The sequence below is a fragment of the Anaerostipes amylophilus genome (assembly GCF_025567365.1).
Classification (GTDB): Bacteria; Bacillota; Clostridia; order Lachnospirales; family Lachnospiraceae; genus Anaerostipes; species Anaerostipes amylophilus.
This window is the reverse complement of record NZ_JAOQJG010000005.1, coordinates 201,926-225,144: the sequence shown is the minus strand read 5'-3', so window position 1 is coordinate 225,144 and position 23,219 is coordinate 201,926. Positions and strand designations below refer to the sequence as shown.

At 38.5% G+C, this 23,219-nt stretch carries 21 protein-coding genes; 19 read left to right on the top strand and 2 right to left on the bottom strand.

The features are described 5' to 3' along the window. Positions 1-29: 29 nt before the first annotated feature. The 16 genes from OCV53_RS08980 to OCV53_RS08905 all read left to right on the top strand — a co-directional run bounded on the left by OCV53_RS08980 (position 30) and on the right by OCV53_RS08905 (position 16,950). Entirely contained in the window at positions 30-2,039 is a 2,010-nt protein-coding gene (locus tag OCV53_RS08980) for a hybrid sensor histidine kinase/response regulator (protein WP_055197774.1), read from the top strand. Positions 2,040-2,060: 21 nt separating this feature from the next. Next, complete coding sequence (locus OCV53_RS08975) at positions 2,061-2,885, top strand: substrate-binding periplasmic protein (RefSeq protein ID WP_055197773.1); 825 nt, start codon at positions 2,061-2,063, stop codon at positions 2,883-2,885. Further along, positions 2,875-5,016, top strand: coding sequence for a response regulator (locus tag OCV53_RS08970; protein WP_055197772.1), 2,142 nt, complete (start codon positions 2,875-2,877; stop codon positions 5,014-5,016). Before OCV53_RS08975 ends, OCV53_RS08970 begins: the two co-directional genes overlap by 11 nt. A gap of 50 nt (positions 5,017-5,066) precedes the next feature. After that, entirely contained in the window at positions 5,067-5,558 is a 492-nt protein-coding gene (locus tag OCV53_RS08965) for a P-loop NTPase family protein (protein WP_055197771.1), read from the top strand. A 51-nt stretch (positions 5,559-5,609) separates the two neighbouring features. Then, positions 5,610-5,948 carry a PD-(D/E)XK nuclease domain-containing protein gene (locus OCV53_RS08960; RefSeq protein WP_055197770.1) on the top strand — a complete coding sequence of 113 codons (339 nt, stop codon included), beginning with the start codon at positions 5,610-5,612 and terminating at the stop codon, positions 5,946-5,948. Between the two features lie 447 nt (positions 5,949-6,395). Next, positions 6,396-6,707 (top strand): hypothetical protein, encoded by a 312-nt coding sequence (locus OCV53_RS08955; RefSeq protein ID WP_055197769.1) that lies wholly within the window; start codon positions 6,396-6,398, stop codon positions 6,705-6,707. A 12-nt stretch (positions 6,708-6,719) separates the two neighbouring features. Continuing rightward, positions 6,720-7,787, top strand: coding sequence for a V-type ATPase subunit (locus OCV53_RS08950; RefSeq protein ID WP_022375608.1), 1,068 nt, complete (start codon positions 6,720-6,722; stop codon positions 7,785-7,787). Beyond that, positions 7,784-9,733, top strand: a complete 1,950-nt coding sequence (locus OCV53_RS08945) for a V-type ATP synthase subunit I (RefSeq protein ID WP_055197768.1) — start codon at positions 7,784-7,786, stop codon at positions 9,731-9,733. Before OCV53_RS08950 ends, OCV53_RS08945 begins: the two co-directional genes overlap by 4 nt. 18 nt (positions 9,734-9,751) lie before the next feature. Beyond that, positions 9,752-10,186: an ATP synthase subunit C gene (locus OCV53_RS08940; RefSeq protein ID WP_055197813.1), complete on the top strand. Its 435-nt coding sequence runs from the start codon at positions 9,752-9,754 to the stop codon at positions 10,184-10,186. 17 nt (positions 10,187-10,203) lie between these two features. Continuing rightward, the gene (locus OCV53_RS08935) at positions 10,204-10,512 is read left to right on the top strand and encodes a V-type ATP synthase subunit F (RefSeq protein WP_022375611.1); all 309 of its coding nucleotides are present in this window, start codon (positions 10,204-10,206) and stop codon (positions 10,510-10,512) included. Positions 10,513-10,530: 18 nt separating this feature from the next. After that, positions 10,531-11,127, top strand: coding sequence for a V-type ATP synthase subunit E (locus OCV53_RS08930; RefSeq protein WP_081020094.1), 597 nt, complete (start codon positions 10,531-10,533; stop codon positions 11,125-11,127). Next, on the top strand, positions 11,120-12,886 hold the full coding sequence (locus OCV53_RS08925; protein ID WP_055197767.1) for a V-type ATP synthase subunit A: 1,767 nt from the start codon (positions 11,120-11,122) through the stop codon (positions 12,884-12,886). The genes OCV53_RS08930 and OCV53_RS08925 overlap by 8 nt, the downstream gene beginning before the upstream one ends. 15 nt (positions 12,887-12,901) lie before the next feature. Then, a complete protein-coding gene (locus tag OCV53_RS08920) occupies positions 12,902-14,287 on the top strand; it encodes a V-type ATP synthase subunit B (RefSeq protein WP_055197766.1) in 1,386 nt (461 codons plus the stop codon). A gap of 15 nt (positions 14,288-14,302) precedes the next feature. After that, on the top strand, positions 14,303-14,923 hold the full coding sequence (locus OCV53_RS08915) for a V-type ATP synthase subunit D (RefSeq protein WP_022375615.1): 621 nt from the start codon (positions 14,303-14,305) through the stop codon (positions 14,921-14,923). A 306-nt stretch (positions 14,924-15,229) separates the two neighbouring features. Beyond that, positions 15,230-15,640, top strand: a complete 411-nt coding sequence (locus tag OCV53_RS08910) for a sortase (protein ID WP_055197765.1) — start codon at positions 15,230-15,232, stop codon at positions 15,638-15,640. 113 nt (positions 15,641-15,753) lie between these two features. Beyond that, positions 15,754-16,950, top strand: a complete 1,197-nt coding sequence (locus tag OCV53_RS08905) for a chloride channel protein (RefSeq protein WP_055197764.1) — start codon at positions 15,754-15,756, stop codon at positions 16,948-16,950. A 208-nt stretch (positions 16,951-17,158) separates the two neighbouring features. Here OCV53_RS08905 and OCV53_RS08900 read toward each other — a convergent pair whose 3' ends face one another. Next, positions 17,159-18,043, bottom strand: coding sequence for a putative ABC transporter permease (locus OCV53_RS08900; RefSeq protein ID WP_055197763.1), 885 nt, complete (start codon positions 18,041-18,043; stop codon positions 17,159-17,161). A gap of 170 nt (positions 18,044-18,213) precedes the next feature. On the opposite strand from OCV53_RS08900, the gene OCV53_RS08895 reads away from it, so the two are divergent. Then, on the top strand, positions 18,214-18,609 hold the full coding sequence (locus OCV53_RS08895) for a MerR family transcriptional regulator (RefSeq protein ID WP_055197762.1): 396 nt from the start codon (positions 18,214-18,216) through the stop codon (positions 18,607-18,609). A 116-nt stretch (positions 18,610-18,725) separates the two neighbouring features. Here the strand turns inward: OCV53_RS08895 and OCV53_RS08890 are convergent, their stop codons facing one another. Then, complete coding sequence (locus OCV53_RS08890) at positions 18,726-20,093, bottom strand: MATE family efflux transporter (RefSeq protein ID WP_172674553.1); 1,368 nt, start codon at positions 20,091-20,093, stop codon at positions 18,726-18,728. Positions 20,094-20,255: 162 nt separating this feature from the next. Between OCV53_RS08890 and OCV53_RS08885 the strand changes: the two genes are divergently transcribed. After that, the gene (locus OCV53_RS08885; protein ID WP_055197760.1) at positions 20,256-21,542 is read left to right on the top strand and encodes a 2-hydroxyacyl-CoA dehydratase subunit D; all 1,287 of its coding nucleotides are present in this window, start codon (positions 20,256-20,258) and stop codon (positions 21,540-21,542) included. Continuing rightward, a complete protein-coding gene (locus OCV53_RS08880; RefSeq protein WP_008391811.1) occupies positions 21,535-23,193 on the top strand; it encodes an acyl-CoA dehydratase activase in 1,659 nt (552 codons plus the stop codon). Before OCV53_RS08885 ends, OCV53_RS08880 begins: the two co-directional genes overlap by 8 nt. Positions 23,194-23,219: the final 26 nt, after the last annotated feature.

Here is a 23,219-nt window from a genome sequence, read left to right as displayed (position 1 = left end):
AACACAGAATAGATAAATGGTGAGAAAATATGAAAAAAGAATACGATGCAGACATTTTAAAGGCTTTTAGCCAAAGCTATTTTGCAGGAATTTTAGTAAATGTCGGAGAAGACCGTTATGAGGTATTGCATCTTGCTTCTTGGATGAGACATATTTCAAAGGAAGGAAGTTATACAGAATTTTTAGAAGAGATTCTGAATGATTCGATCATGCAGGATTATCAAGGACAATTAAGAGAAAAATTGGATCCTTCTTATATCAAAAAAACTTTGAATGAGGATGAACTTACAGAAATCGATCGAAGCTATTATATAGATTATAAAGTAATCAGGGAAGAACAACGCAGATGGTGTCGTGCTTCGGTTGTGATCGTGGATCTTTGCGACGATGGAAGTCCAAATCATGTACTTGTATTATTCAAAGATATTACAAAGCAAAAAGAAAAAGACATGGAATATCAGAGAACATTAAAAGAAGCTTATCAGCTGGCAGAACGTGCGAATCAAGCCAAGACGACATTTTTAAACAATATGTCACATGATATCCGAACACCAATGAATGCGATCATAGGATTTACATCACTTGCAGCAACACATATCGATGAAAAAGAACGATTGAAAGATTATTTAAGCAAGATCATGACATCAAGTAATCATTTGCTGTCATTGATCAATGATGTTCTGGATATGAGCCGGATTGAAAGTGGGAAAGTTAAAATTGAAGAAAGCCCATGTAGTATTCCTATAGTTATACACGATCTTAGGAATATTCTGCAGACAGATATCAAGGCAAAACGTCTTGATTTCTTTATAGATACAGTTGATGTGGTCGATGAGAATGTCATCTGTGACAAATTAAGACTAAATCAGATTTTATTAAATTGTATGAGTAATGCGATGAAATATACAAAGGCAGGGGGAACAGTAGGCTTTCGCATTATTCAGAAAGGGCATGCACCAGAAGGCTTTGCAGATTACGATTTTGTTGTAAAAGACAATGGAATTGGAATGAGTGAGAAATTTGCAGAACATATTTTTGAACCATTTACGAGAGAAGAAACTTCTACAGTCAGCCGAATTCCAGGTACAGGACTTGGAATGGCGATTACAAAGAATATTGTAGATATGATGGGTGGAACTATCAAAGTAAAAAGTGAATTAGGAGTGGGATCGGAGTTTACGATCTCTCTTAGATTTAAGACAACCCAGCAAAACAGCAAGAGAGGAGTTATCAAGGAATTAAATGGTTTTCGTGCATTAGTAGCAGATGACAGTATGGATAGTTGTGCTAGTGTTGAGAAGATGCTGAGAACGATCGGACTTCGTTCAGAATGGACAACGTCTGGTAAAGAAGCGATATTCAGAGCCAAATATGCATCCCAGGAAAAAGATCCATTTCAAGTTTATATCATCGACTGGCTGATGCCAGATATGAATGGGATTGAAGTGGTACGGAGAATCCGTATGGAGATCGGGGATGAAGTACCGATCATTATCTTGACAGCATATGACTGGGCAGATATCGAGCAGGAAGCAAGAGAAGCTGGAGTTACAGCATTTTGTGCGAAACCGTTGTTTGTATCAGAATTATACGATGTACTGCAGAACGCAAGCCGTCCTGTGAAGACAAAAGATAAAACCATTTTAGAAGTTGAAGCATTCAAAGGAAAAGAGATTCTGCTCGTAGAAGATGTAGAATTAAACAGGGAGATTGCTGAGACGATTCTTACAGAAGCAGGATTCCATGTTAATAGTGTCGAAGATGGAAAACAGGCAGTAGATTATATGGAATCAGAGAAAGGAAATATGATCGACCTGATTCTGATGGATGTTATGATGCCGGTCATGGATGGATACGAAGCTACACAAAAGATAAGGCAATTAGAGGATAAGACAAAAGCAGACATTCCGATCATTGCAATGACAGCGAATGCATTTGAGGAAGATGCAAAGGCTGCAATCGAAGCTGGAATGAATGCACATATGGCGAAACCTATCCGAATTGAAAGTTTGTATGAGATTATAGAACGATACTTATAGACAAATCATACGAGGTGAACTATGCATTTAAAGAAACTTATGACTGGAGTCATGGTCTTTTTTCTGTTAGGATGCTTTCTTTGCGCATGTGGAAAGACAAAAGATCAGACTAGAAAAATAATAAAGGATACGAACAAGAAGATTATTATCGGTGGAGATAACTACCCTCCATTTAACTATACGGATGAGAATGGCAATCCGGCAGGGATCGATGTAGAACTTGCCAAGGAAGCTTTTTCTCGTATGGGTTACAAACCAGTCTTTGTAAATATTGATTGGGAGAATAAGAAAAATCTTGTAGAACAAGGGAAAATAGACTGCATATGGGCGTGTTTTTCAGTGACTGGAAGAGAAAATGATTATCACTGGGCAGGGCCTTATATGCTGAGCCATGAGGTTGTCGCAGTGAACAACAGCAGCAAGATCTATAAGCTGTCCGATCTTAAGAATAAAGTCATTGCGGTTCAGTCTACAACCAAACCAGAAGAACTATTTCTAAAACAAACAGACCCCCAAATACCGAAAGTAAAACAAGTCTACAGCATGGAAAACAGAGAACTGATCTACACTTCTCTGGGCAAAGGATATGTAGACGCTATTGCAGCACATGAAATTTCAATCAGACAGTATATGTCCGATTATGAAGCAAAATACAGGATCCTTGATGAAGACATTCTTGAGACAGGGATTGGCGTTGCATTTGCAAAAAATGATCAAAGAGGAATTGAGAAAGAATTGTCAAAGACATTAAAAGCAATGGTCAAAGACGGAAGTGCCAAGAAGATTCTGAAAAAGTATGTTTCTGATGCAGAGAAATATCTGGAGGTGAGCAGCCTTGAGAAATAAAGCAGATAAAAGATTATGGACATTGAGTATCGTTGGCTGTGTGATCGTTGTTCTGACAGTTCTTTTCGTGTCTATAAAAGTGGAGACAAACAATGTCAAAAACAGAATTCATTCAACGATAGAGTACATTAGGGATCAATATTCCATGTATAACAGCTTCAATGATGCGGTTGAAGCAAAAAGCCTTGTAAGAATGGTTGAAAAAGTCCAGCAGACCGCAAGAAATTTTAAAGCAGATGATCAGGCGTTGGAAAAAGAGCATTTAAAACAATATGCAGGGGAACAAAAACTTACAGGTATCATTGTATTAAATGATAAAGATCAGCAGATTGCACAATATCATATGGGATCAAGATTTCAAAAAGTGATGGACTATGTCATGGAAAAAGAAACACTTCGTGATGTAAAAAAATATCCACAAAAATCATATATGGCAAGAATTGATCTGAAAAATGGAGGTTACATTGATCTGGCATCTTATGGAAGGATTGATGCAAAAGGAACGATCATAGGATATCAGTATATAAAAGCTGAGTATGCCAAAAACAGTGAACTCACAATCAAAAATGTGCTTGCCGGATATAAGCAGGAAAATGATGGAACGATCGTGATTACAAATGGAAATGACATCATAGCATCAAATGACAAGAAACTGATCAATACAAAGGCACAGAATAATCCTGTCGTCAATGAGATACGCAAAAGCGTGAAATCAGGACAATTTGCGGTCATCCAAAATGGCATCAAACGATATTTTACAAGTCTGGATAAGGGACGAAATTATTACATTTATATGTATGCAGAGGACAAGGATCTTGTAAAAACATTGATGAGTAACATAGGGATCGCACTTATTTTATATGGAATTTTTGTAACCATTTTAATGACGATCAAGGCAAAATCAAACCAGCAGTATGAACTCATTCAAAAACAGCGGGAAGAAGAGTATAAGAAAGAGCTGGAAAAATCAGCAAGAGAAGCAAAGAAAGCAAATATTGCAAAAACAGAGTTTTTACAGAGAATGAGTCATGATATCAGAACTCCGATCAATGGAATCCGGGGAATGGTGGAAGTCGGTGATTATTACAAAGATAATCTGGTAAAACAGGCAGAATGCCGTAAAAAGATATGGGAAGCATCTGGATTCTTGCTGGAATTGATCAATGAAGTTTTGGATATGGGAAAATTAGAATCAGAAGAAGTAATCTTAGAGGAAAGAAGTTTTAATTTTTTTGGATTATTTAAAGAGATTCGGATGGTCATTGAAAAGCAGGCAAAAGAAAGAGGAATTCAGATCGTTGTACATAAATACAGAGTGATTCACGAAAATTTGATCGGAAGTCCTTTACATGTGAAAAGAGTTGTAATGAATATTCTGACGAATGCAATTAAATATAATAAAGATAATGGAAAGATTATCATGGAATTTCAGGAGGTACAAGAAGATCAGGATACAGTTAGGATTCAATTCAAATGCAAAGATACAGGAATCGGAATGAGTGAATCCTTCCAGAAGAAGATTTACGAGCCATTTGCACAGGAAAAGGCATGGGCAAGAACCGTTTACGGCGGAACAGGGCTTGGAATGCCGATTACGAAAAGTCTTGTAGAGAAAATGGGCGGAACGATTTCATTTGAAAGTGAACAAGATGTAGGAACAACATTTGATATTGAGATTCCATTCCAGATTGATCATAATAAACAGTGTGAAGAACATAAGAAAAAAGAAGTAAAGGAAACATCAATCAAAGGTGTTAATGTATTGCTTGCAGAAGACAATGAATTAAATATGGAGATCGCAGAATTCGTGTTGGAAAGTGCAGGGGCGAAAGTGATTAAGGCATTTAATGGGAAAGAAGCGTTGGAAATCTTTAAAGCATCCGAACAGGGAGAAATTGATGTGATTTTAATGGATGTGATGATGCCGGTTATGGATGGATTAGAAGCTGCGAGATATATCAGGCGGAGCAATAAAGAAAATGCTAGAGATATTCCAATCATTGCGATGACTGCCAATGCATTTACGGAAGATCGGCGAAGAGTTTTGGAAGCAGGGATGAATGAGCATTTGGCGAAGCCGTTGGAATCTGAGGTGTTGATTGAGATGATTGCGAAGTATTGTGGGAAGTAGTAGATTACAAATAGAAAGGAGGGAAGAGCAATGACAGCCTTGAATTTGCAGTGATCACAGGGTGCCTAAGAGTCAGCAAAGAAAGCATTTTTACAGGACTTAACAATTTAGAAATCATATCAATTCTAAATGAGAATTATGCAAGATATTTTGGATTTACACAACCAGAAGTAGAAGAAATGCTGTATTATTACGGAATATCAGAGAAAAAAGAAGAATTAAAACGATGGTATGATGGCTACTTGTTTGGAAATACAGAAGTTTACAATTCATGGAGTGTCGTAAATTATATCAAAACAGCGATCACAAACCAGATTGCATTTCCAAAGCCATACTGGTCCAATACATCATCAAATAGTATTATAAAAGAACTAATTGAAACAGCAGATTCTAGTGTCAGAAAAGAAATTGAAGAATTGATCGCAGGCAAAGAAATAAAAAAACCAGCGCATGAAGATATTACCTATGCTGATATCAAAGAATCACAAGATAATTTATGGAACTTTTTATTCTTTACAGGATATCTAAAAATGACAGGTTAGCTGCTTGAAGGAAATACAGTTTATCTGAAACTGGTAATTCCAAATGAAGAAGTGAGATATATCTATCAGAATACGATACAGGAATGGTTTAAAAAGAGTGTAAGATCAAAAGATTTAAGCAGTTTGGAAGACTATGAGATTCTTTCAAACAGAGAAAGCGGAAATGGAAGACCAGATATTTTATTAAAACCTTATGATGAAAAGAAACCGGCAGTGATTCTGGAACTTAAGTATGCTGAGAAATTTACGCAGATGGAAGAGAAATGTAAAGAGGCATTAAATCAGATCGATGAAAAAGGATATGCAGATGGTTTGACCAATGAGGGATATGAAAAGATATTGAAATATGGAATCTGCTTTTGCCAGAAAAGCTGCCGTGTGTTTATATAATGATGAGAGTGTTAAAGGTATAAATTAAAAATTAAAACGAGAAAAGAGACAAGTGTGAAAAATATCAAAATCACAACTTGTCTCTTTTTAACATATTAAAAAATACATGGTATAACTCTTGCTTATTCATAAGGGGATAGAGGCGATGGGAGCATCGCCTCTTGTAAGTATTCAGATTAATGTACTACAAAAATCTATTACCAGTATACAATATTTTCGGGGGGGGTGCAAGCTTTTTTTCTGGCTATAGGAAAATTCTATAAAGCAGAAATATTTGTTGAGAGAATAAAATTTCAAGAAATGAGAGAGGCTATAACACACAACAGATCATGAAAAATTGTCGGAAAATTGTGAATAATTGCTAAATTAATGAAAAAAATCAGATAAAATACTGGTAAAAATAAACGCAAAGGACTACAATGGTTGGTATGAAAGGAGGTTTAACTGATGGAGAGAATTGCAGAGAAACTTTCAGAGATCGAAATGACAGCGCGTTCGATCGTAGATGGCGCGCAGGAACAAAAGCATCAGATGGAAATGAAAATGCAAAAGCAGCGGGATACATTTGATGCGGATATGGAAAAGGACACAAATGAGAAGATATTAAAGATTCAGTCGGATCTTGCAACAAACATGGAAAATCTTCTAAAGAAACAGGAAGAACAAAATAACAATGAAATAGAAGTTTTAAAACAAGACTTCAAAGAACATCGCAGCGAGTATGCAAGGCAGATACTAGAGCGGGTGATCAAAGTATAGGAGGCGGTGTCATTGAGAGATGTGATGCGCTACAGCGGAATTGTGACGAAAGTCGCAGCAATGCGTGCAAAGCTTTTAAAGCCGCAGGATTATGAACGGCTGGCTTCCATGAATACAGTGACAGATATTATCGAATATCTGAAACAGACGAAATCGTACGGAAAATTTATCAATCAGATGGATGAATCACTGTATCACAGAGGAAATATCGAAAAAGTTCTGATCCAGTCATTGTATGATGATTATACAAGACTTTACCGTTTCGCAGATATGCAGCAAAAAGAGTTTTTAAAGATTTTTATGAAACGCTATGAAGTTGACTTGATTCGATATTGTTTAAGGATTGTATTTAATCACAGCAATGTACCATTTGATCTAAATTACAAAAAGCCGTTTTTTGATAAGTATTCAAAGATTCGAATCGATCAGCTGGTAACGGCAAAGAATATCGACCATCTGGTTGATTATCTGAAGAATACAGAATATTACGCTCCACTTTCAAGGATCAGGGAATCAGGAGCATCGACATTAGCGGATTATGAGCTGGCATTGGATTTATATTATTTTTCCATGATGTGGAAAGCACGCAAAGGAAACTGGAACAAAAAAGATCAGGAGATGCTCACAAAAGAATTAGGAGCCAAGATCGATCTATTAAATCTTCAATGGATTTACAGGGCAAAGAAATATTACCATATGCTCGCACCAGACATTTATACATTGTTAATTCCGATTCAACATAAACTAAGCAATCAGGAATTTAAAGATCTGGTTGAAGCACCATCGGTGGAAGAATTCACAAGAAGATTAAATGAAACTTATTACGGAAAGAAATATGAGTTCGGAGAACAGGTGCAGATGGAAAGCGTGGTAAATGAATGTGTAGAACATATCCTAACGATCGCTTACAGAAACCATCCATATTCTCTGGCGAGTATACAACAATATTTATTTTTAAAGGAGGAAGAGACTTATAAGATCACCACGGCACTGGAATGTATCCGCTACGGATTATCACAACGAGAGACATTACAGTATTTGGTGAGACAACAACGACGTCAAGGAGGTAATGCATCATGATCGTAAAGATGAAATTCTTAAGCATTTCCGGTCCGAGAACTGATATTGACAGGGTAAGTGCATCTTATCTTTCCAAATACGAAATGCAGCTGGAAAATGCGATCACAGAATTGAAGACGACAGATAACCTCATGCCGTTTATGGATGTGAATCCTTACAAAGAACCGCTTTCCAAAGCGGAACAATATGTAGCGATGCTTGCACAGCCAAAAGGGGAGATGGATACCTCTCTTACGGCAGATGAGATCCTTACAATGATCCGGGATCTCAATCATGATTATCTGGATCTTAAGGCGAGAGAAGACCGGTTAAAGAAGCAGAAAGAAGAATTCTTAGAAAGGCTTCATGAACTTGAACCGTTTCAGCCTTTAGAGTTAAATTTAAAAGAAGTTTACGGTTACCAGTATATGAAAGTCAGATTTGGACGGGTAAACGTAGAGTATTATCAGAAACTTGAAAAATATTTATTTGATGATCTCAATGCGATCTTTTTGGAGGGAGTCCGGAATGAAAATTATGTGTACGGATGCTATTTTGCAGCACATAAAGAAATGGGAAAAATCGATTCAACGTTTAAATCTCTGCATTTTGAAACGATATCACTCCCAGATGATTACGAGGGAATGCCAGCAGAAATCTGCAGGAATCTAAGAAATCAGATCGATGAGATTGAAAAAGAAATTAAAAATGTCCAGAAACAGATGAAAGATTTCTTATCTGTGAAGGCAAAGAAGATCCGAGGTGCCAGATATAAGTTAGAGGAATTATCCAACAACTTTGATGTTCGTAAAATGGCAGCCTGCATGGAAAATGAAGAACAGGAAGATTACTACATTCTCTGTGGCTGGATGAGTGAAAAAGATACGCAGGCATTTATCGAAGAGACAAAAGATGATGATCGAATCACGATCATCGTCGAAGAAGGCCGAGAAAAATTCTTCGGTGATCCACCGACAAAATTACAGAACCCAAAATTCTTTAAACCGTTTGAAATGTTTATCAGAATGTATGGACTGCCATCCCATGATGAGATGGACCCAACCATTTTTGTGGCACTGACTTATACCTTTATTTTTGGAGCCATGTTTGGTGATGTTGGTCAGGGATTGTGTTTGTTTATCGGTGGGGGATTACTATATAAGATCAAGAAATGGAATCTTGCAGGAATCATTTCGATAGCTGGAATCTTCTCTACATTCTTTGGATTTATGTTCGGAAGTTTCTTTGGATTTGAAGGAACGATTATCAAGCCGATGTGGTTATCGCCAATGCATGCAATGATGAAATTACCATTTGTCGGACAGTTAAATACCGTATTTATCGTGGCGGTTGCATTTGGTATGGCACTGATCCTGCTTGCGATGGTATTTCAGATCATCAATGCAAAGAAACGAGGGGATAAAGAAAATTTATTTTTTAGTCCAAATGGAGTTGCAGGACTTGTATTTTATGGATTCCTTGTCTTAACGATCGTGCTTTATATGACAGGACACAAAACACCAGGAAATATCATGATGGTCATTTTCCTTGGAATTCCAGTCATACTGTTTTTGTTAAAGGAACCATTAGGACAGCTGGTCGAAGGAAAGAAACCAAAAGCAGAAGGCGGTGTCGGAATGTTTTTGGTACAGGGATTTTTTGAACTGTTTGAGACGATGTTAAGTTTCTTCTCCAACACAATCTCATTTGTGCGTATCGGAGCATTTGCAGTGAGCCATGCGGCAATGATGGAAGTTGTTTTGATGCTTGGAGGCATCACAGACGGGGCAGGAAATCCAAACTGGATCATCATTGTTCTTGGAAATATTATCGTGTGCGGACTGGAAGGTCTGGTTGTCGGAATTCAGGTATTACGTCTGGAATATTATGAGATGTTCAGCCGTTTCTACACGGGATCAGGAAGAGAATTCCATCCATATGACAATCATGCAGGCAAGGAAAATTAGGAGGTATCGGTTATGGTTATGACATTAGCAATCAAATTAGTGATCATCGCAGCATTAATTTTAAGTATATTTATTCCTTTTGGTTATTTTCTTCATGGAGAGAGAACAAAGAAACGTTATAAACGAAGCATTGCATTTAACGCATTTTTCTTCTTCGGAATCATTGTAATCGCCGGAGTGATGATGTTTATCACAGATCCGGTACAGGCAGCGCAGGCAAGCTCTGATGCTGGAATGAGTACAGGATTAGGATATCTGGCAGCAGCATTATCAACTGGACTTTCCTGCGTTGGTGGGGGTATCGCCGTAGCGAGTGCTGCAAGTGCAGCCTTAGGTGCGATCAGCGAAGATCCAAGTGCATTAGGTAAATCCTTGATCTTCGTAGGTCTGGCAGAAGGTGTGTGTCTGTATGGATTGATCATTTCATTTATGATCATCGGTAAACTTGGATAGATCAGGAAGTGATATTTATGAAAATGTATTTGATCAGTGATAACGTAGATACATTGACAGGAATGCGGTTAGCCGGAGTTGATGGAGTCGTGGTTCATGAGAGGGATGAACTAAAAGAAGTGATTGAAAAAGCTATGAGCGATCCAGAGATTGGGATCGTGCTTTTGACAGAGAAGTTTGGAAGAGAATTTCCAGAACTGATCGATGAGATCAAACTGGAACGCAAGATGCCGCTTCTGATCGAGATTCCTGACCGGCACGGAACTGGGCGGAAGAAAGATTTTATCACGTCTTATGTCAATGAGGCGATCGGATTGAAATTATAAGCCGGCTGTAGAAGGAAGGTGACGAATGTGACAGTAGAAGAAAAGATTTCACATATCAGGGAAGCTGCCATGGAAGAGGCGAGAGCCAGAGGAAATGAAATCATAGACCAGCATCAGAAGGCTTTGGAAAGCGTGTTCAAGACACATAAACAAGAAGCTGTGATGCAGGCAGATACGAGAATTAAGACCGAAACAGCATCGGCAAGGCAGCAGTTAAATACAGCAACATCCAAAGGACAATTAAAACTTCGAAGGCAGTTAAGCCGTGTTCAAAATGAACTGAAAAACAAGCTGTTTGAGGAGGTCCGTGAGATGACCGATGAATATATGAAAACGGAAGAATACAAAGAATTGCTCGTATCCTATATTGCCAAAGCAGCAAGATTTGCAGATGGGAATCCACTGACGATCTATATTAACAGCTCCGATCAGGATAAGAAAGAATTTCTTGAAAAACGGACAGGAATGACAGTCACAGTTAGTGAGGAAGATTTTATCGGAGGAATCCGTTCAGTCATTCCGGGAAGAAATATTTTGATCGATCACTCATTTTCGGGAGCCTTGGAGAAAGAATACGAAGAATTTACCTTTAAAGGGGGTGTGACAGGTGAGTAAGACTGGAACAATTTATGGAATCAACGGACCTGTCATTTATCTGGCTGGAAATACTGGATTTAAGATGTCAGAAATGGTTTATGTCGGCAAAGAAAAGTTAGTCGGAGAAGTCATTTCGCTGGATAAAGACCGAACAACGATACAGGTCTATGAGGAAACATCTGGGTTAAGACCGGGAGAGATCGTGGAAGCAAGCGGAGAAGCAGTATCTGTTACATTGGCTCCCGGAATCTTAGATAATATTTTTGATGGAATTGAACGCCCGCTTGAGAGAATTGCTGAAAATGCAGGTGCATTTATCACAAGAGGTATCAGTGTAGATTCGCTTGATATACAGAAGTTGTGGGATACAAAACTGGTTGTCAATGAAGGAGATGTTCTTCATGGAGGAGACATCTATGCCGAAGTGCAGGAGACAAGAGCGATCGTACACAAATGCATGGTACCTCCAGATCTTACAGGAACGGTTACCTTTGTGGCATCTGATGGAGAACATACGATCAAAGATCATATGATCACATTAAGATTAGATGATGGAACAGAGAAGATTTTAACAATGATCCAGAGATGGCCAATTAGGGTTCCAAGGCCAGTATACGATCGAATTCCGGCATGTGTGCCATTGGTCACAGGACAGAGAATACTGGATACCATGTTTCCAATCGCAAAAGGTGGAACAGCAGCGATCCCAGGCGGGTTTGGTACTGGAAAGACAATGACCCAGCACCAGATCGCCAAATGGTCCGATGCGGATATCATTATTTATATCGGATGCGGGGAACGTGGAAATGAAATGACGCAGGTATTGGAAGAATTCTCAGAATTAGTCGATCCAAAGAGTGGAAATCCATTGATGGACCGAACAACACTGATCGCTAATACGTCTAATATGCCAGTGGCAGCACGTGAAGCGTCTATTTATACAGGGCTTACACTGGCAGAATATTACCGCGATATGGGTTATGATGTCGCGATCATGGCGGATTCTACCTCAAGGTGGGCAGAAGCATTAAGAGAATTATCTGGTCGTCTGGAAGAAATGCCAGCAGAAGAAGGATTCCCGGCATATTTGGCATCGAGATTATCTGCTTTTTATGAGCGAGCTGGGATGATGCATAACTTAAATGGAACCGACGGTTCCGTAACGATCATCGGTGCGGTATCACCACAGGGAGGAGATTTTTCTGAGCCAGTAACGCAGAATACAAAGCGATTTGTCCGCTGTTTCTGGGGATTGGATAAATCGTTAGCCTACGCAAGACATTTCCCAGCGATCCACTGGCTGACAAGCTACAGTGAATATCTTACAGATCTTGGAGGCTGGTACAGAGATCATGTATCACCGAACTTTGTGGACTATCGAAACCGGCTGATGGCAATCCTGAATCAGGAAAGCAGTCTGATGGAGATCGTAAAACTGATCGGTGGAGATGTTCTCCCAGATGATCAGAAATTAACGTTAGAGATTGCAAGGGTAATTCGATTAGGATTTCTGCAGCAAAATGCATTCCACAAAGACGACACCTGCGTATCTATGGAGAAGCAATATAAAATGATGGAAGTCATTTTATATCTATACCAAAAGAGCAGAGAATTAGTGGCAAGAGGAATGCCGATGAGTGTGTTAAAAGCAGAAGGAATCTTTGAGAAAGTCATTGCGATCAAATATGATGTTCCAAATGATAATCTGCAATTACTGGATCTTTACCATAAACAGATTGATGATTTTTATGACGCAGTACTGGAAAAGAATGCATAAGGAGGCGGATAGATTATGGGAATTGAATATTTAGGCTTAAGCAGCATCAATGGTCCGCTTGTCATTCTGGAAGGGGTACAAGACGCATTTTTTGATGAGATCGTGGAATTTACGGTCGATGGAAAGACAAAGAAAATTGGAAGGATCATTGAATTATACGAAGATAAAGCAGTCATTCAGGTATTTGAGGGAACCGAAAATATGTCCCTTGACAATACAAGAACGAAACTGACCGGACATCCGATGGAAGTTTCTCTTGCACCAGATATGCTTGGAAGAACATTCAACGGGATCGGAAAACCAATTGATGGATTAGGCCCATTGATCACGGATGTAAAACGAGATGTCAATGGACTTCCGTTAAATCCAGTCCGAAGAAAATATCCAAGAAACTATATCCGCACAGGTATTTCAGCCATTGATGGATTAACAACGCTGATTCGTGGACAGAAGCTTCCTATCTTCTCAGGAAACGGATTGCCACACGATCAGTTGGCAGCACAGATCGTAAAACAGGCATCCTTAGGAGATGGTTCTGATGAGCCATTTGCGGTAGTTTTTGGAGCAATGGGTGTCAAACATGATGTTGCGGATTTCTTTCAGAAAACATTTGAGGAAAGCGGTGTTGCAGATCATGTATGTATGTTCTTAAATCTTGCAAATGACCCAGTTGTCGAACGACTGATCACACCGAAAGTAGCCTTAACGGCAGCAGAATATCTGGCATTTGACTGCAACATGCATATCTTGGTAATTCTGACCGATATGACATCATTTGCAGAAGCGATGCGTGAGGTATCTTCATCCAAAGGAGAAATTCCATCCAGAAAAGGATACCCAGGATATTTATACAGCGAACTTGCGACACTTTACGAACGTGCAGGAATTATTGAAGGAGCGGAAGGTTCTGTAACACAGCTTCCAATCCTTACAATGCCCAATGACGATATCACACATCCGATTCCTGACTTAACTGGATATATTACCGAAGGACAGATCGTACTGGATCGTAACTTAAATGGACAGTCTATTTATCCGCCGATCAGTGTCTTGCCGTCACTTTCACGTCTGATGAAAGATGGAATTGGTGAAGGATACACAAGAGAAGACCATCAGGATCTTGCAAACCAGTTATTTTCTGCCTATGCAAAGGTGGGAGAGGCAAGGAACTTAGCCTCTGTCATCGGTGAAGATGAATTATCACCGATCGATAAAAAATATCTGGAATTCGGAAAGGAATTTGAAGAACGATATATCGGTCAGGGATCAGAAGAAAATCGTTCTATGATTGAGACTTTGGATTTTGGATGGGAATTATTAAAGATTCTGCCAAGGGAAGAATTAGACCGAATCGACACGAAGATCATCGATAAATACCTGCCGAAAAAGCAGGAAAGCTAAAAAGGTGGTGAGATTATGGACCCACGAGAATTCCCAACCAAAGGAAATCTGATCGCAGCCAAGAACTCGCTTGCATTAGCAAAACAAGGCTATGATCTGATGGATAAAAAAAGGAATATTCTGATCCGTGAGCTGATGGATCTGATCGATGAGGCAAAAGATATTCAGGAAGAGATCGATACGACATTTACAAGAGCATATGCATGTCTTCAGAGAGCAAATATCCAGCATGGGATTAGTAAGGTCGAAGAACTTGCCTATACGGTTCCAATCGAGGATTCGATTCAGATTCAGACCAGAAGCATCATGGGAACGGAGATACCACATGTAAAATATGATGCACATGAAAACCAGCTGACTTATGCGATGGATGGGACATTTGAGTCAATTGATGTTGCAAGAGAAGCGTTTCGACAAGTGAAAGATCTGACAATCAAATTGTCGATGGTCGAAAATGCAGCTTATCGGCTGGCGACGAGTATTAAGAAAACACAGAAGAGAGCGAATGCGCTGAAAAATATTACGATTCCGACTTATACTGGGTTTGTTTATAAGATTTCAAATGAGTTGGAAGAGAAGGAGAGGGAGGAATTTACGAGGCTTAAGGTTATTAAGAGGATGAAGCAGAAAGGATGAGATGTATAAAATAAATAAACTAAACTAAGGGGTGAAAAACTGGGGGGGGGTGTGTACTATAATTAGTACAAAGAATAAAAAAATTTATCAATCTTGGCATAAAATAACAAAAAATCACGTATAGGTAACACAGCCTGTGTTAACGTTTTTACAAAGAAAGCAAGCGGGGGTGCTTTATATTTGGAGAGCCAAAGGAGGAAAAATGAGAGATTCTGAAAAAGTGTACTCCAAAGAAGAGTTACTAAATTATTTGTATAAATATGGAAATATCCCTGTTATATTATTTGCAAAAGATAAAGAAGGGAAATGCAGACAAAGACGATCGATGGAATCAAGTATATTGGAGTTTTGGAAGTACCGGAATTATCACTGCAGCTTCCAGTAATGTCACACTGGAGCCTGGCTGGATTAAAAATTGCACCAGGAAGATACAAAGGAAGTGTCTACAAAAGAAATATCATCATTGCAGGTCATAATTACCGAAGTCATTTCAGTCGATTAAAGACGTTGGACATCGGAAGCAAGATCTGGTTTATTGATGTAGAAGGGAATCGATTTGAATACAAAGTTTCTGATATAGAGATCATTAAAGGAACCAATGTAAAACAAATGGAAAAAGGCAAATGGGATATGACACTATTTACCTGTACCTATGGTGGCCAAAACAGAATGGCACTGCGTTGTACACTTATAAATGCAGTGGCTGGTGAAAATTGACACGATCAAAAAGATATGATATCTTAACAAAATAAGCTGATGACATCTGTGTAATGGACACAGGGGTTATCAGCTTTTTATTTTACTCTATAGAAGAAAGGAATTTATAAAAAATGGACAAGAAAAGCTATATTTTGCAGTTGTTGAAATATTTTGTTATGGCAGTGATCGTGGGGATCATCGTAGGAGCAATTGATGCCCTGTTTGGAAGAGTACTGATCGCAATCTCTGATTTTAGAACCATACATTATCAATACTTACTTCCATTCCTGCCAATTGCCGGATTAGTGATTACGGCAATGTATTATGCATTCAGTAAAGCAAGCTTAAAAGGAATGAAACTTGTCTTTGAAGCTGGACAGCAAAAAACAGATGCTATCCCATTATTATTAATTCCATTGGTAATGATCGGGACATGGTTGACGCATTTATTCGGAGGAAGTGCAGGAAGAGAAGGGGTTGCTGTCCAGATTGGAGCGACATTATCTCATGCAATCGGAAGAAAATTCAAATTTCCAGAGAATGGAAGATTAATGTTAGTGATCGGTATGGCAGCAGGATTCGGAGGTCTGTTTCAGACACCACTAAGTGCAACTTTTTTTGCCATTGAAGTGATTGTCATAGGGAAAATGGATTATGAAGCGTTACTTCCAGCGTTAGCATCCGCATATACAGCAGCATTTACATCACATAGTCTTGGATTGGAAAAGTTTTCAGTTGTAATGAAAGATACAGTAAATCTGTCAGGAACAAAGACGATTGCAGCTGTGATCTGCCTTGGGATTATTTTTGGACTGACAGGACGATTATTTTCATTCTCACTAAGCAAATTAAAAGCATTTATGGGTGAAAAGATTATGAATCAGTTTTTGAGAATCGGATTTATGGCGATTCCATTGGCGGTATTATTATTTGCTGTTCATGGATCAAGATACAGCGGACTCGGAACAAACCTGATCTCAGCAGGATTTACAGGACAGACGATCTACGGGTATGACTGGATCCTAAAATTGCTATTTACGATCTTTACATTAGCAATTGGATTTCAGGGCGGAGAAGTTACACCATTATTCTCAATCGGAACATCTCTTGGAGTAATTCTAGGTGGACTATTCGGACTGCCACCAATGTTATGTGCAGCATTAGGATATGCAGCAGTTTTTGGAAGTGCCACAAATACACTGATCGCACCGATCATGATCGGACTGGAAGTATTTGGAGGAGCTAATATGGTACTATTTGTGATTGTTTGTGCGATTGCTTATGGAGTGAATGGGGATTTGTCTATTTATGCACAGGAGAAATTATAATATTCAATAATTTCAGTTATCCAAACCACTGGGGTGCGTATAATGTCCTAATGAAATATTTCACGCTATATAAGTAACATTTTTCAACAAAATTATATTTTTATACTAAGAATACTTATCTATCAGCTTATCAATAAATAATAAATTATATGTAAAGACAGTACAAAAAGGAACTGCAAACAACTAAGCAATTCCTTTTAAAATCCAGCTATTTTTTCTTCAATTCATCTCTTCGCTTCTTCAAAATCCGGCACAACTGTCCAAATTCTCTTACATGCTCACGAGGCATCATCTTAGGGAATGCACGCAAGATACGACGAGATGTGAATGTAGGAAGCTTTGCCATGTTTTCATATCTAGTGCGAAGTTCAAATGCACGTTGCTTCATAGAATCCATACGAGCTTTGACTTCTTCAGTATTTTCCTGTTTCACTTCATCTACTTTCTCACGAATAACATCCGCACGAGCTTTCATTCGATCCTGAGCTTCCAAGCCATCCATCATACTGTCATAAATATTCTCACCGATCTGATCAGAAATATTACGCAATTCTTTCGCAATATCCTCCATAAGAGCCAGACGTTTGTTGAACTTTAAAATACCCTGAACAGTAATACAAACATCAACGAAAATCGTGATCGTTAATAATACAAGCAGGAATTTACCAAACCATACTGGAAGAAATGAAACCAGTTTATCCGTAAAAGGATAAATAAGCTTCACGATCAACACACAAGCGACACCCCAGATCGCAGAAAATAAAGGACATACATAACCGCCAATATTCAAAGGCAGCTCAGAATAATCCCACCATCTATGATGAAATAACTTCTCAAGCAGAAATCCAGTCAGCCATTCAAGAAATGTAACAAGAATGGTAGAAGTAATATAAAGTAAGATCAGATTCCCAACATAAGGTTGCAACAAAGCAACGACAACGGTCACGCCAATCCCATAGATCGGACAGATTGGACCATTTAAGAATCCACGGTTTACAAAAGAATGTTGTTTAAAAGCAGCATATGCAACTTCGGTACACCAACCAAGAAAACCATAGATAAAGAAACTAAATAAAATATCATAATAAGTCATAGAAATCTCCTTCTAAATCTTTTCAGATTAAAAGTGGTATCCAAATCATTTTAACAAATTATCATATAAAAGACCAGATATACATGAGGAGATCAGAAAAATCTTGACTTAAACCCTGCTCCAAGGATTAAAATAAACTCAGAAATAAGTAGAAAGGAGCAAGCAATACTATGACGATTAAAGAAGTAGCAGAAAAATATGATATCTCTGCAGATACCTTAAGATATTACGAAAGAGTCGGAATGATCCCAAAAGTAACGAGAAGGCCAAATGGAATCAGAGACTATCAGGAATCAGACCTGGGATGGGTAGAATTAGCCATTTGTATGAGAAGTGCAGGACTTCCAATAGAGGTTATGATCGAGTATGTAAAATTATATAAAGAAGGAGATAATACGATTCCTGCAAGATTAGAGTTATTGCAGGAGCAGATGAATGTTTTGAAAGAACAAAAAGCACAGATTGAAAGTACGGTGGAGAGATTAGCTTATAAGATATCGAAGTATGAAGAAGCCATGGAGACTGGGGTATTGGTTTGGGATGAAAGTGGAGATTGTCATGATTAGATTTTAACTTGTAAAAACAGAGGTGTATTGAGTATAAATAGAAAATTTCTATCTGTCCGAAAGATGACCAAAATTCAGAAAAATATTTAATATACTCAAAGTCTATGTTTGACCAATTACTGTCCACGGATTGCAGACAAAGCTTTCTTAAATTGAACAGAAAATAAGATTGCTGTAAATGTCACCGCAATAAAATCAGCAACTGGTTCTGCCATGTAAACAGCCGTTGTCTGATCAGCTGTGAAAATATGTGGCATGATATAAATGAGTGGAATCAAAAGCACAAACTTTCTCATAACCGCAACAACAATAGAAGAAATTGCTTTTCCAAGAGAGTTAAATGCCATCTGGCATGAAATCTGAATTCCGAACATGAACATGACTGCCATATAAACACGAAGTGCATTTTTGGTAAATGCAACTAATGCAGGATTGGAAGTAAAGATACCTGCAAATACCTGAGGAAATACCATGACAAGTACCCATAAGATCACAGAATAAGTCAAACTTGCCTTTAATAAAAGGAAGAAAGTGCTCTTTACACGATCTGCATTTTTGGCACCATAATTATAACTCATGATTGGCTGTGCACCCTGTCCAAGTCCCTGAAGAGGAAGCATTGCAAACTGCATGACACTTGTAAGGATCGTCATTGCACCAACTGCAACATCTCCACCATATCTTAATAAGGAAGAATTAAAACATACAGAGATAATGCTTTCACTTGCCTGCATGATAAATAGGGAAAGCCCAAGAGCCAGACAAGGCAGGATCACCGGAGCACTCAAAGGCATATGCTGTTTCTTGATACGAAGTGTAGATTTTGGCCCAAATAAGAAACTCAACACCCAGATACAAGAACAAGCCTGAGAAATGATCGTAGCCAGTGCAGCACCACGAACACCCATATGGCATGCAAAGATAAAAATTGGATCTAGAATAATATTGATCACAGCCCCGATCAAAACAGAATACATTCCAGTCTTTGCAAATCCCTGTGCCGTGATAAACGCATTCATTCCAAGTGTTAACTGCACAAAGATCGTACCAAGTGAATAAATATTCATATAACTAACCGCATATTCGATCGTATTTTCACTAGCTCCAAATGCCATCAAAAATGTACGGTTTCCAAAGAACATGATCAAAGTCAGGATCACAGAGATAATGATCTGCATCGTAAAACAATTTCCAAGAATATTTTCCGCAGAATCAAGATCTTTCTTACCCATCAAGATCGAAGCACGAGGGGCACCACCATTTCCAACAAGAGCGGCAAATGCCGAAATGATCATGATCAGCGGCATACAAACTCCAACTCCAGTCAGAGCTAAAGCGCCACTTCCAGGAATATGTCCAATATAAATACGGTCAATAATATTGTAAAGCATATTGATCATCTGAGCGGCCAAAGTCGGAATTGCCAGTCTTAAAAGCAGTTTCTCAATGGGTTCCGTTGCTAAAAATTCTTTATCATTATTCATAATAAAATTACCAAATCCTTTCTTAAGCATAAAAGTTCATTTTATCACAAAAATCCGTAAAATGTATACATATATATGTATTGTGCCAAATTTAATCGTTGATTTTTTGAAAAATAACAAGTAATATAGTTCTTTAGAACAAAAAAAGGACGTGAAATAAATATGCAGATCATAGAGACATACGGAAAATATATCGAGAAATGGGCAAATACAAATCCAGACAGAGCAAGAGTATTATTAAAACTTGGATGGGAAGCTCAGAACTTAAAATATAAATTTACACCAGACAAACGATTACTGCCAGCAGATAGATATCTCGCACATCTGATGATGAACACGATGCTGATGCCACTTAAGAATCCTCAGGAATGTGCGATCGTCAGTATCTTTACACCATGTGAGATCTTACACGAAGCAGGATTACATCCATATAATGTAGAAGCATTTTCCTGCTATCTTTCCGCATCAAATGCAGAACGAGCATTTTTACAGCAGGCAGAGAACACAGGAATTTCAGAAACACTATGCAGCTATCATAAGACATTTTTGGGAGCGGCACAGAAGAAGATCCTTCCAAAGCCCAAATGTATCGTATACACAAACCTTACTTGCGATGCAAATCTGCTAACATTCAAAACATTAGCAAAACTATATGATGTACCAGCATTTGCGATCGATGTACCGATGCAGCAAAATGAAGATAACGTCAAATATGTCGCAGATCAGATCAGAGATCTGAAAGTATTTTTGGAAAAATGTACTGGAAAGACGATTACAGAAGATGGACTAAAAGAACGAATGAGACGAAGCAAACGTACGATGGATAAGTTCATTGAATGTCAGAAAAAATCCGCAGATAAAGATATCAAAACAGATCTTGTCACACCGCTTTTTGCAGGAATGACAAATAATATTTTGTTGGGAACAAAAGAAGAAGAGAAATATGTGGATCAGTTATTAAAAGATATCGAAAAAGCACCAAAGAAAAAAGGAAAGAAGATCTACTGGATGCACACGATCCCATTCTGGTCAGGTGCAGTACAGGAAGCACTGGCATTTAATGAGAATGCACAGATCGCAGGATGCGAGTTAAGTCGTACATTCGAACCTGATTTTGATCCAGAAGATCCATACGATGCGATGGCGAGAAGAATGGTCTATCATGGATTAAATGGAAGTGCGGTAAGAAGAATTGAAGCCGGAATCCGCCATGCAAAAGATGTGAAAGCAGATGGAGCTGTCTGGTTTGGACACTGGGGATGTAAACATACACTTGGAGCAGCACAGCTTGCCAAGAAGAAGTTTGAAGAAGCAAGAATTCCAATGCTGTTATTAGACGGAGATGGATGTGACCGAAGCCACGGCGGAGAAGGACAGACTTCAACAAGACTAGGAGCATTTTTAGAGATGCTTGGAGCTGAAGAAATGGAAGGTGGACAAGATGAGTAAGACATATTACGTTTGTAAATATACACCAATTGAATTATTGCAGGCATTTGGCGGGGAATGTGAGAATTTAAACCAGATGCCGGAAGGATTTGATCTCGCAGATCAGATCGCACATCCAAATATCTGTGGATTTGGAAAAGCTGTCTTAGAAGCAGTTATGACTGGGAAAGTAAAAGAACTGGTTTTAGTAAACTGCTGTGATACGATCCGAAGTGTCTATGATATTCTGGAAGACAGTGGAAAACTTGATTTTTTATATATGATCGATATGCTGCACTGTGACGGAGAATGCAGCAGGGAACGAACTGTTTTACAGTTAAAAGGACTTGCAAGAGCCTATGGAGCCTACAAAGGATCTGAATTTGATCAAAAAAAATTTGTTGAAGCATTTAAAGAACCAGAAAAGCAGAAAGAACCATATATCAGTGTTCTTGGGGCAAGAATGGGAAATGAATTATATGAAATGGTCAAAGAATCCATGCCATATTCAGTGGAGAATGATACTTGTGTCAATAACCGAAGCGTCGGTGAAGTAAAGCCACCAAAGACAGATGATTTTAATGAATTAATGGAATGGTATGCGGCAGAACTTTTAGGACAGACACCTTGTATGCGTATGATGGATAACAGCGGAAGAAAACGTTTGTATAATGATCCAAACTTAAAAGGGATCATTTACCATACGGTCAAATTTTGTGATTTCTACAGTTTTGAGTATGCACAGGTAAAACAAAACATTACAGTGCCATTATTAAAGATCGAGTCAGACTATACAGTGCAGAGCAGCGGACAGTTACTGACAAGATTAGAAGCATTTGCAGAAAGCATGAATATGGACAATTTAGAAAGTGGTGAGAAGAAAATGGGAAAAGGATATTTTGCAGGAATCGACAGCGGATCTACAAGTACAGACGTTGTTATTTTGAATAAAGATGGAGAAATCGTGACAGGAATCATTCTGCCAACAGGTGCTGGAGCAGCGATGGGAGCAGAACGAGCTTTGGAAGAGGCCCTAAAACAGGCAAAACTTCAGAGAGAAGATATCGATGCTATGGTAACAACAGGATATGGAAGAACGGCAATCACCGATGGAGATAAAAGTATCACAGAGATCACATGCCATGCAAGAGGAGCACATTTCTTAAATCCAGAAGTGAGAACGGTCATTGATATCGGTGGACAGGACAGCAAGGTCATTCGTCTTGACGAAAATGGAGCGGTTGCAAACTTTGTTATGAATGATAAATGTGCAGCTGGAACCGGACGATTTTTAGAGATGATGGCAAGAACAATGGAAATGGATTTGGACCAGATGAGTGAAGCAGGACTTACATACAAAGAAGATATCACAATCTCCAGTATGTGCACGGTATTTGCAGAATCAGAAGTCGTATCCTTGATCGCGCAGAACAAAGAAACCGATGACATTGTTCACGGATTAAATAAAGCCGTTGCATCCAAAACAGCAGCTCTTGCAAAACGAGTTGGAGGAGAAGAACGCTATATGATGACAGGTGGTGTATCTAAGAATAAAGGTCTGGTAAAGACACTGGAAGAAAAACTTGGAACAACTCTTGTGATCAGTGATAAAGCTCAGTTATGCGGGGCACTTGGAGCAGCTTTATTTGCAATGGATATGGTTCAGAAGTAACAAAAGTATGCTATGATAAAGAAAAA

What these genes read in the sequence shown, in the direction of transcription:
- OCV53_RS08980 (WP_055197774.1), top strand. Translation starts at nt 30, where the DNA reads ATGAAAAAAGAATACGATGCAGACATTTTAAAGGCTTTTAGCCAAAGC.
- OCV53_RS08975 (WP_055197773.1), top strand. Translation starts at nt 2,061, where the DNA reads ATGCATTTAAAGAAACTTATGACTGGAGTCATGGTCTTTTTTCTGTTA.
- OCV53_RS08955 (WP_055197769.1), top strand. Translation starts at nt 6,396, where the DNA reads ATGGAGAGAATTGCAGAGAAACTTTCAGAGATCGAAATGACAGCGCGT.
- OCV53_RS08945 (WP_055197768.1), top strand. Translation starts at nt 7,784, where the DNA reads ATGATCGTAAAGATGAAATTCTTAAGCATTTCCGGTCCGAGAACTGAT.
- OCV53_RS08940 (WP_055197813.1), top strand. Translation starts at nt 9,752, where the DNA reads ATGACATTAGCAATCAAATTAGTGATCATCGCAGCATTAATTTTAAGT.
- OCV53_RS08935 (WP_022375611.1), top strand. Translation starts at nt 10,204, where the DNA reads ATGAAAATGTATTTGATCAGTGATAACGTAGATACATTGACAGGAATG.
- OCV53_RS08920 (WP_055197766.1), top strand. Translation starts at nt 12,902, where the DNA reads ATGGGAATTGAATATTTAGGCTTAAGCAGCATCAATGGTCCGCTTGTC.
- OCV53_RS08915 (WP_022375615.1), top strand. Translation starts at nt 14,303, where the DNA reads ATGGACCCACGAGAATTCCCAACCAAAGGAAATCTGATCGCAGCCAAG.
- OCV53_RS08910 (WP_055197765.1), top strand. Translation starts at nt 15,230, where the DNA reads ATGCAGACAAAGACGATCGATGGAATCAAGTATATTGGAGTTTTGGAA.
- OCV53_RS08905 (WP_055197764.1), top strand. Translation starts at nt 15,754, where the DNA reads ATGGACAAGAAAAGCTATATTTTGCAGTTGTTGAAATATTTTGTTATG.
- OCV53_RS08900 (WP_055197763.1), bottom strand. Translation starts at nt 18,043, where the DNA reads ATGACTTATTATGATATTTTATTTAGTTTCTTTATCTATGGTTTTCTT.
- OCV53_RS08895 (WP_055197762.1), top strand. Translation starts at nt 18,214, where the DNA reads ATGACGATTAAAGAAGTAGCAGAAAAATATGATATCTCTGCAGATACC.
- OCV53_RS08890 (WP_172674553.1), bottom strand. Translation starts at nt 20,093, where the DNA reads ATGAATAATGATAAAGAATTTTTAGCAACGGAACCCATTGAGAAACTG.
- OCV53_RS08885 (WP_055197760.1), top strand. Translation starts at nt 20,256, where the DNA reads ATGCAGATCATAGAGACATACGGAAAATATATCGAGAAATGGGCAAAT.
- OCV53_RS08880 (WP_008391811.1), top strand. Translation starts at nt 21,535, where the DNA reads ATGAGTAAGACATATTACGTTTGTAAATATACACCAATTGAATTATTG.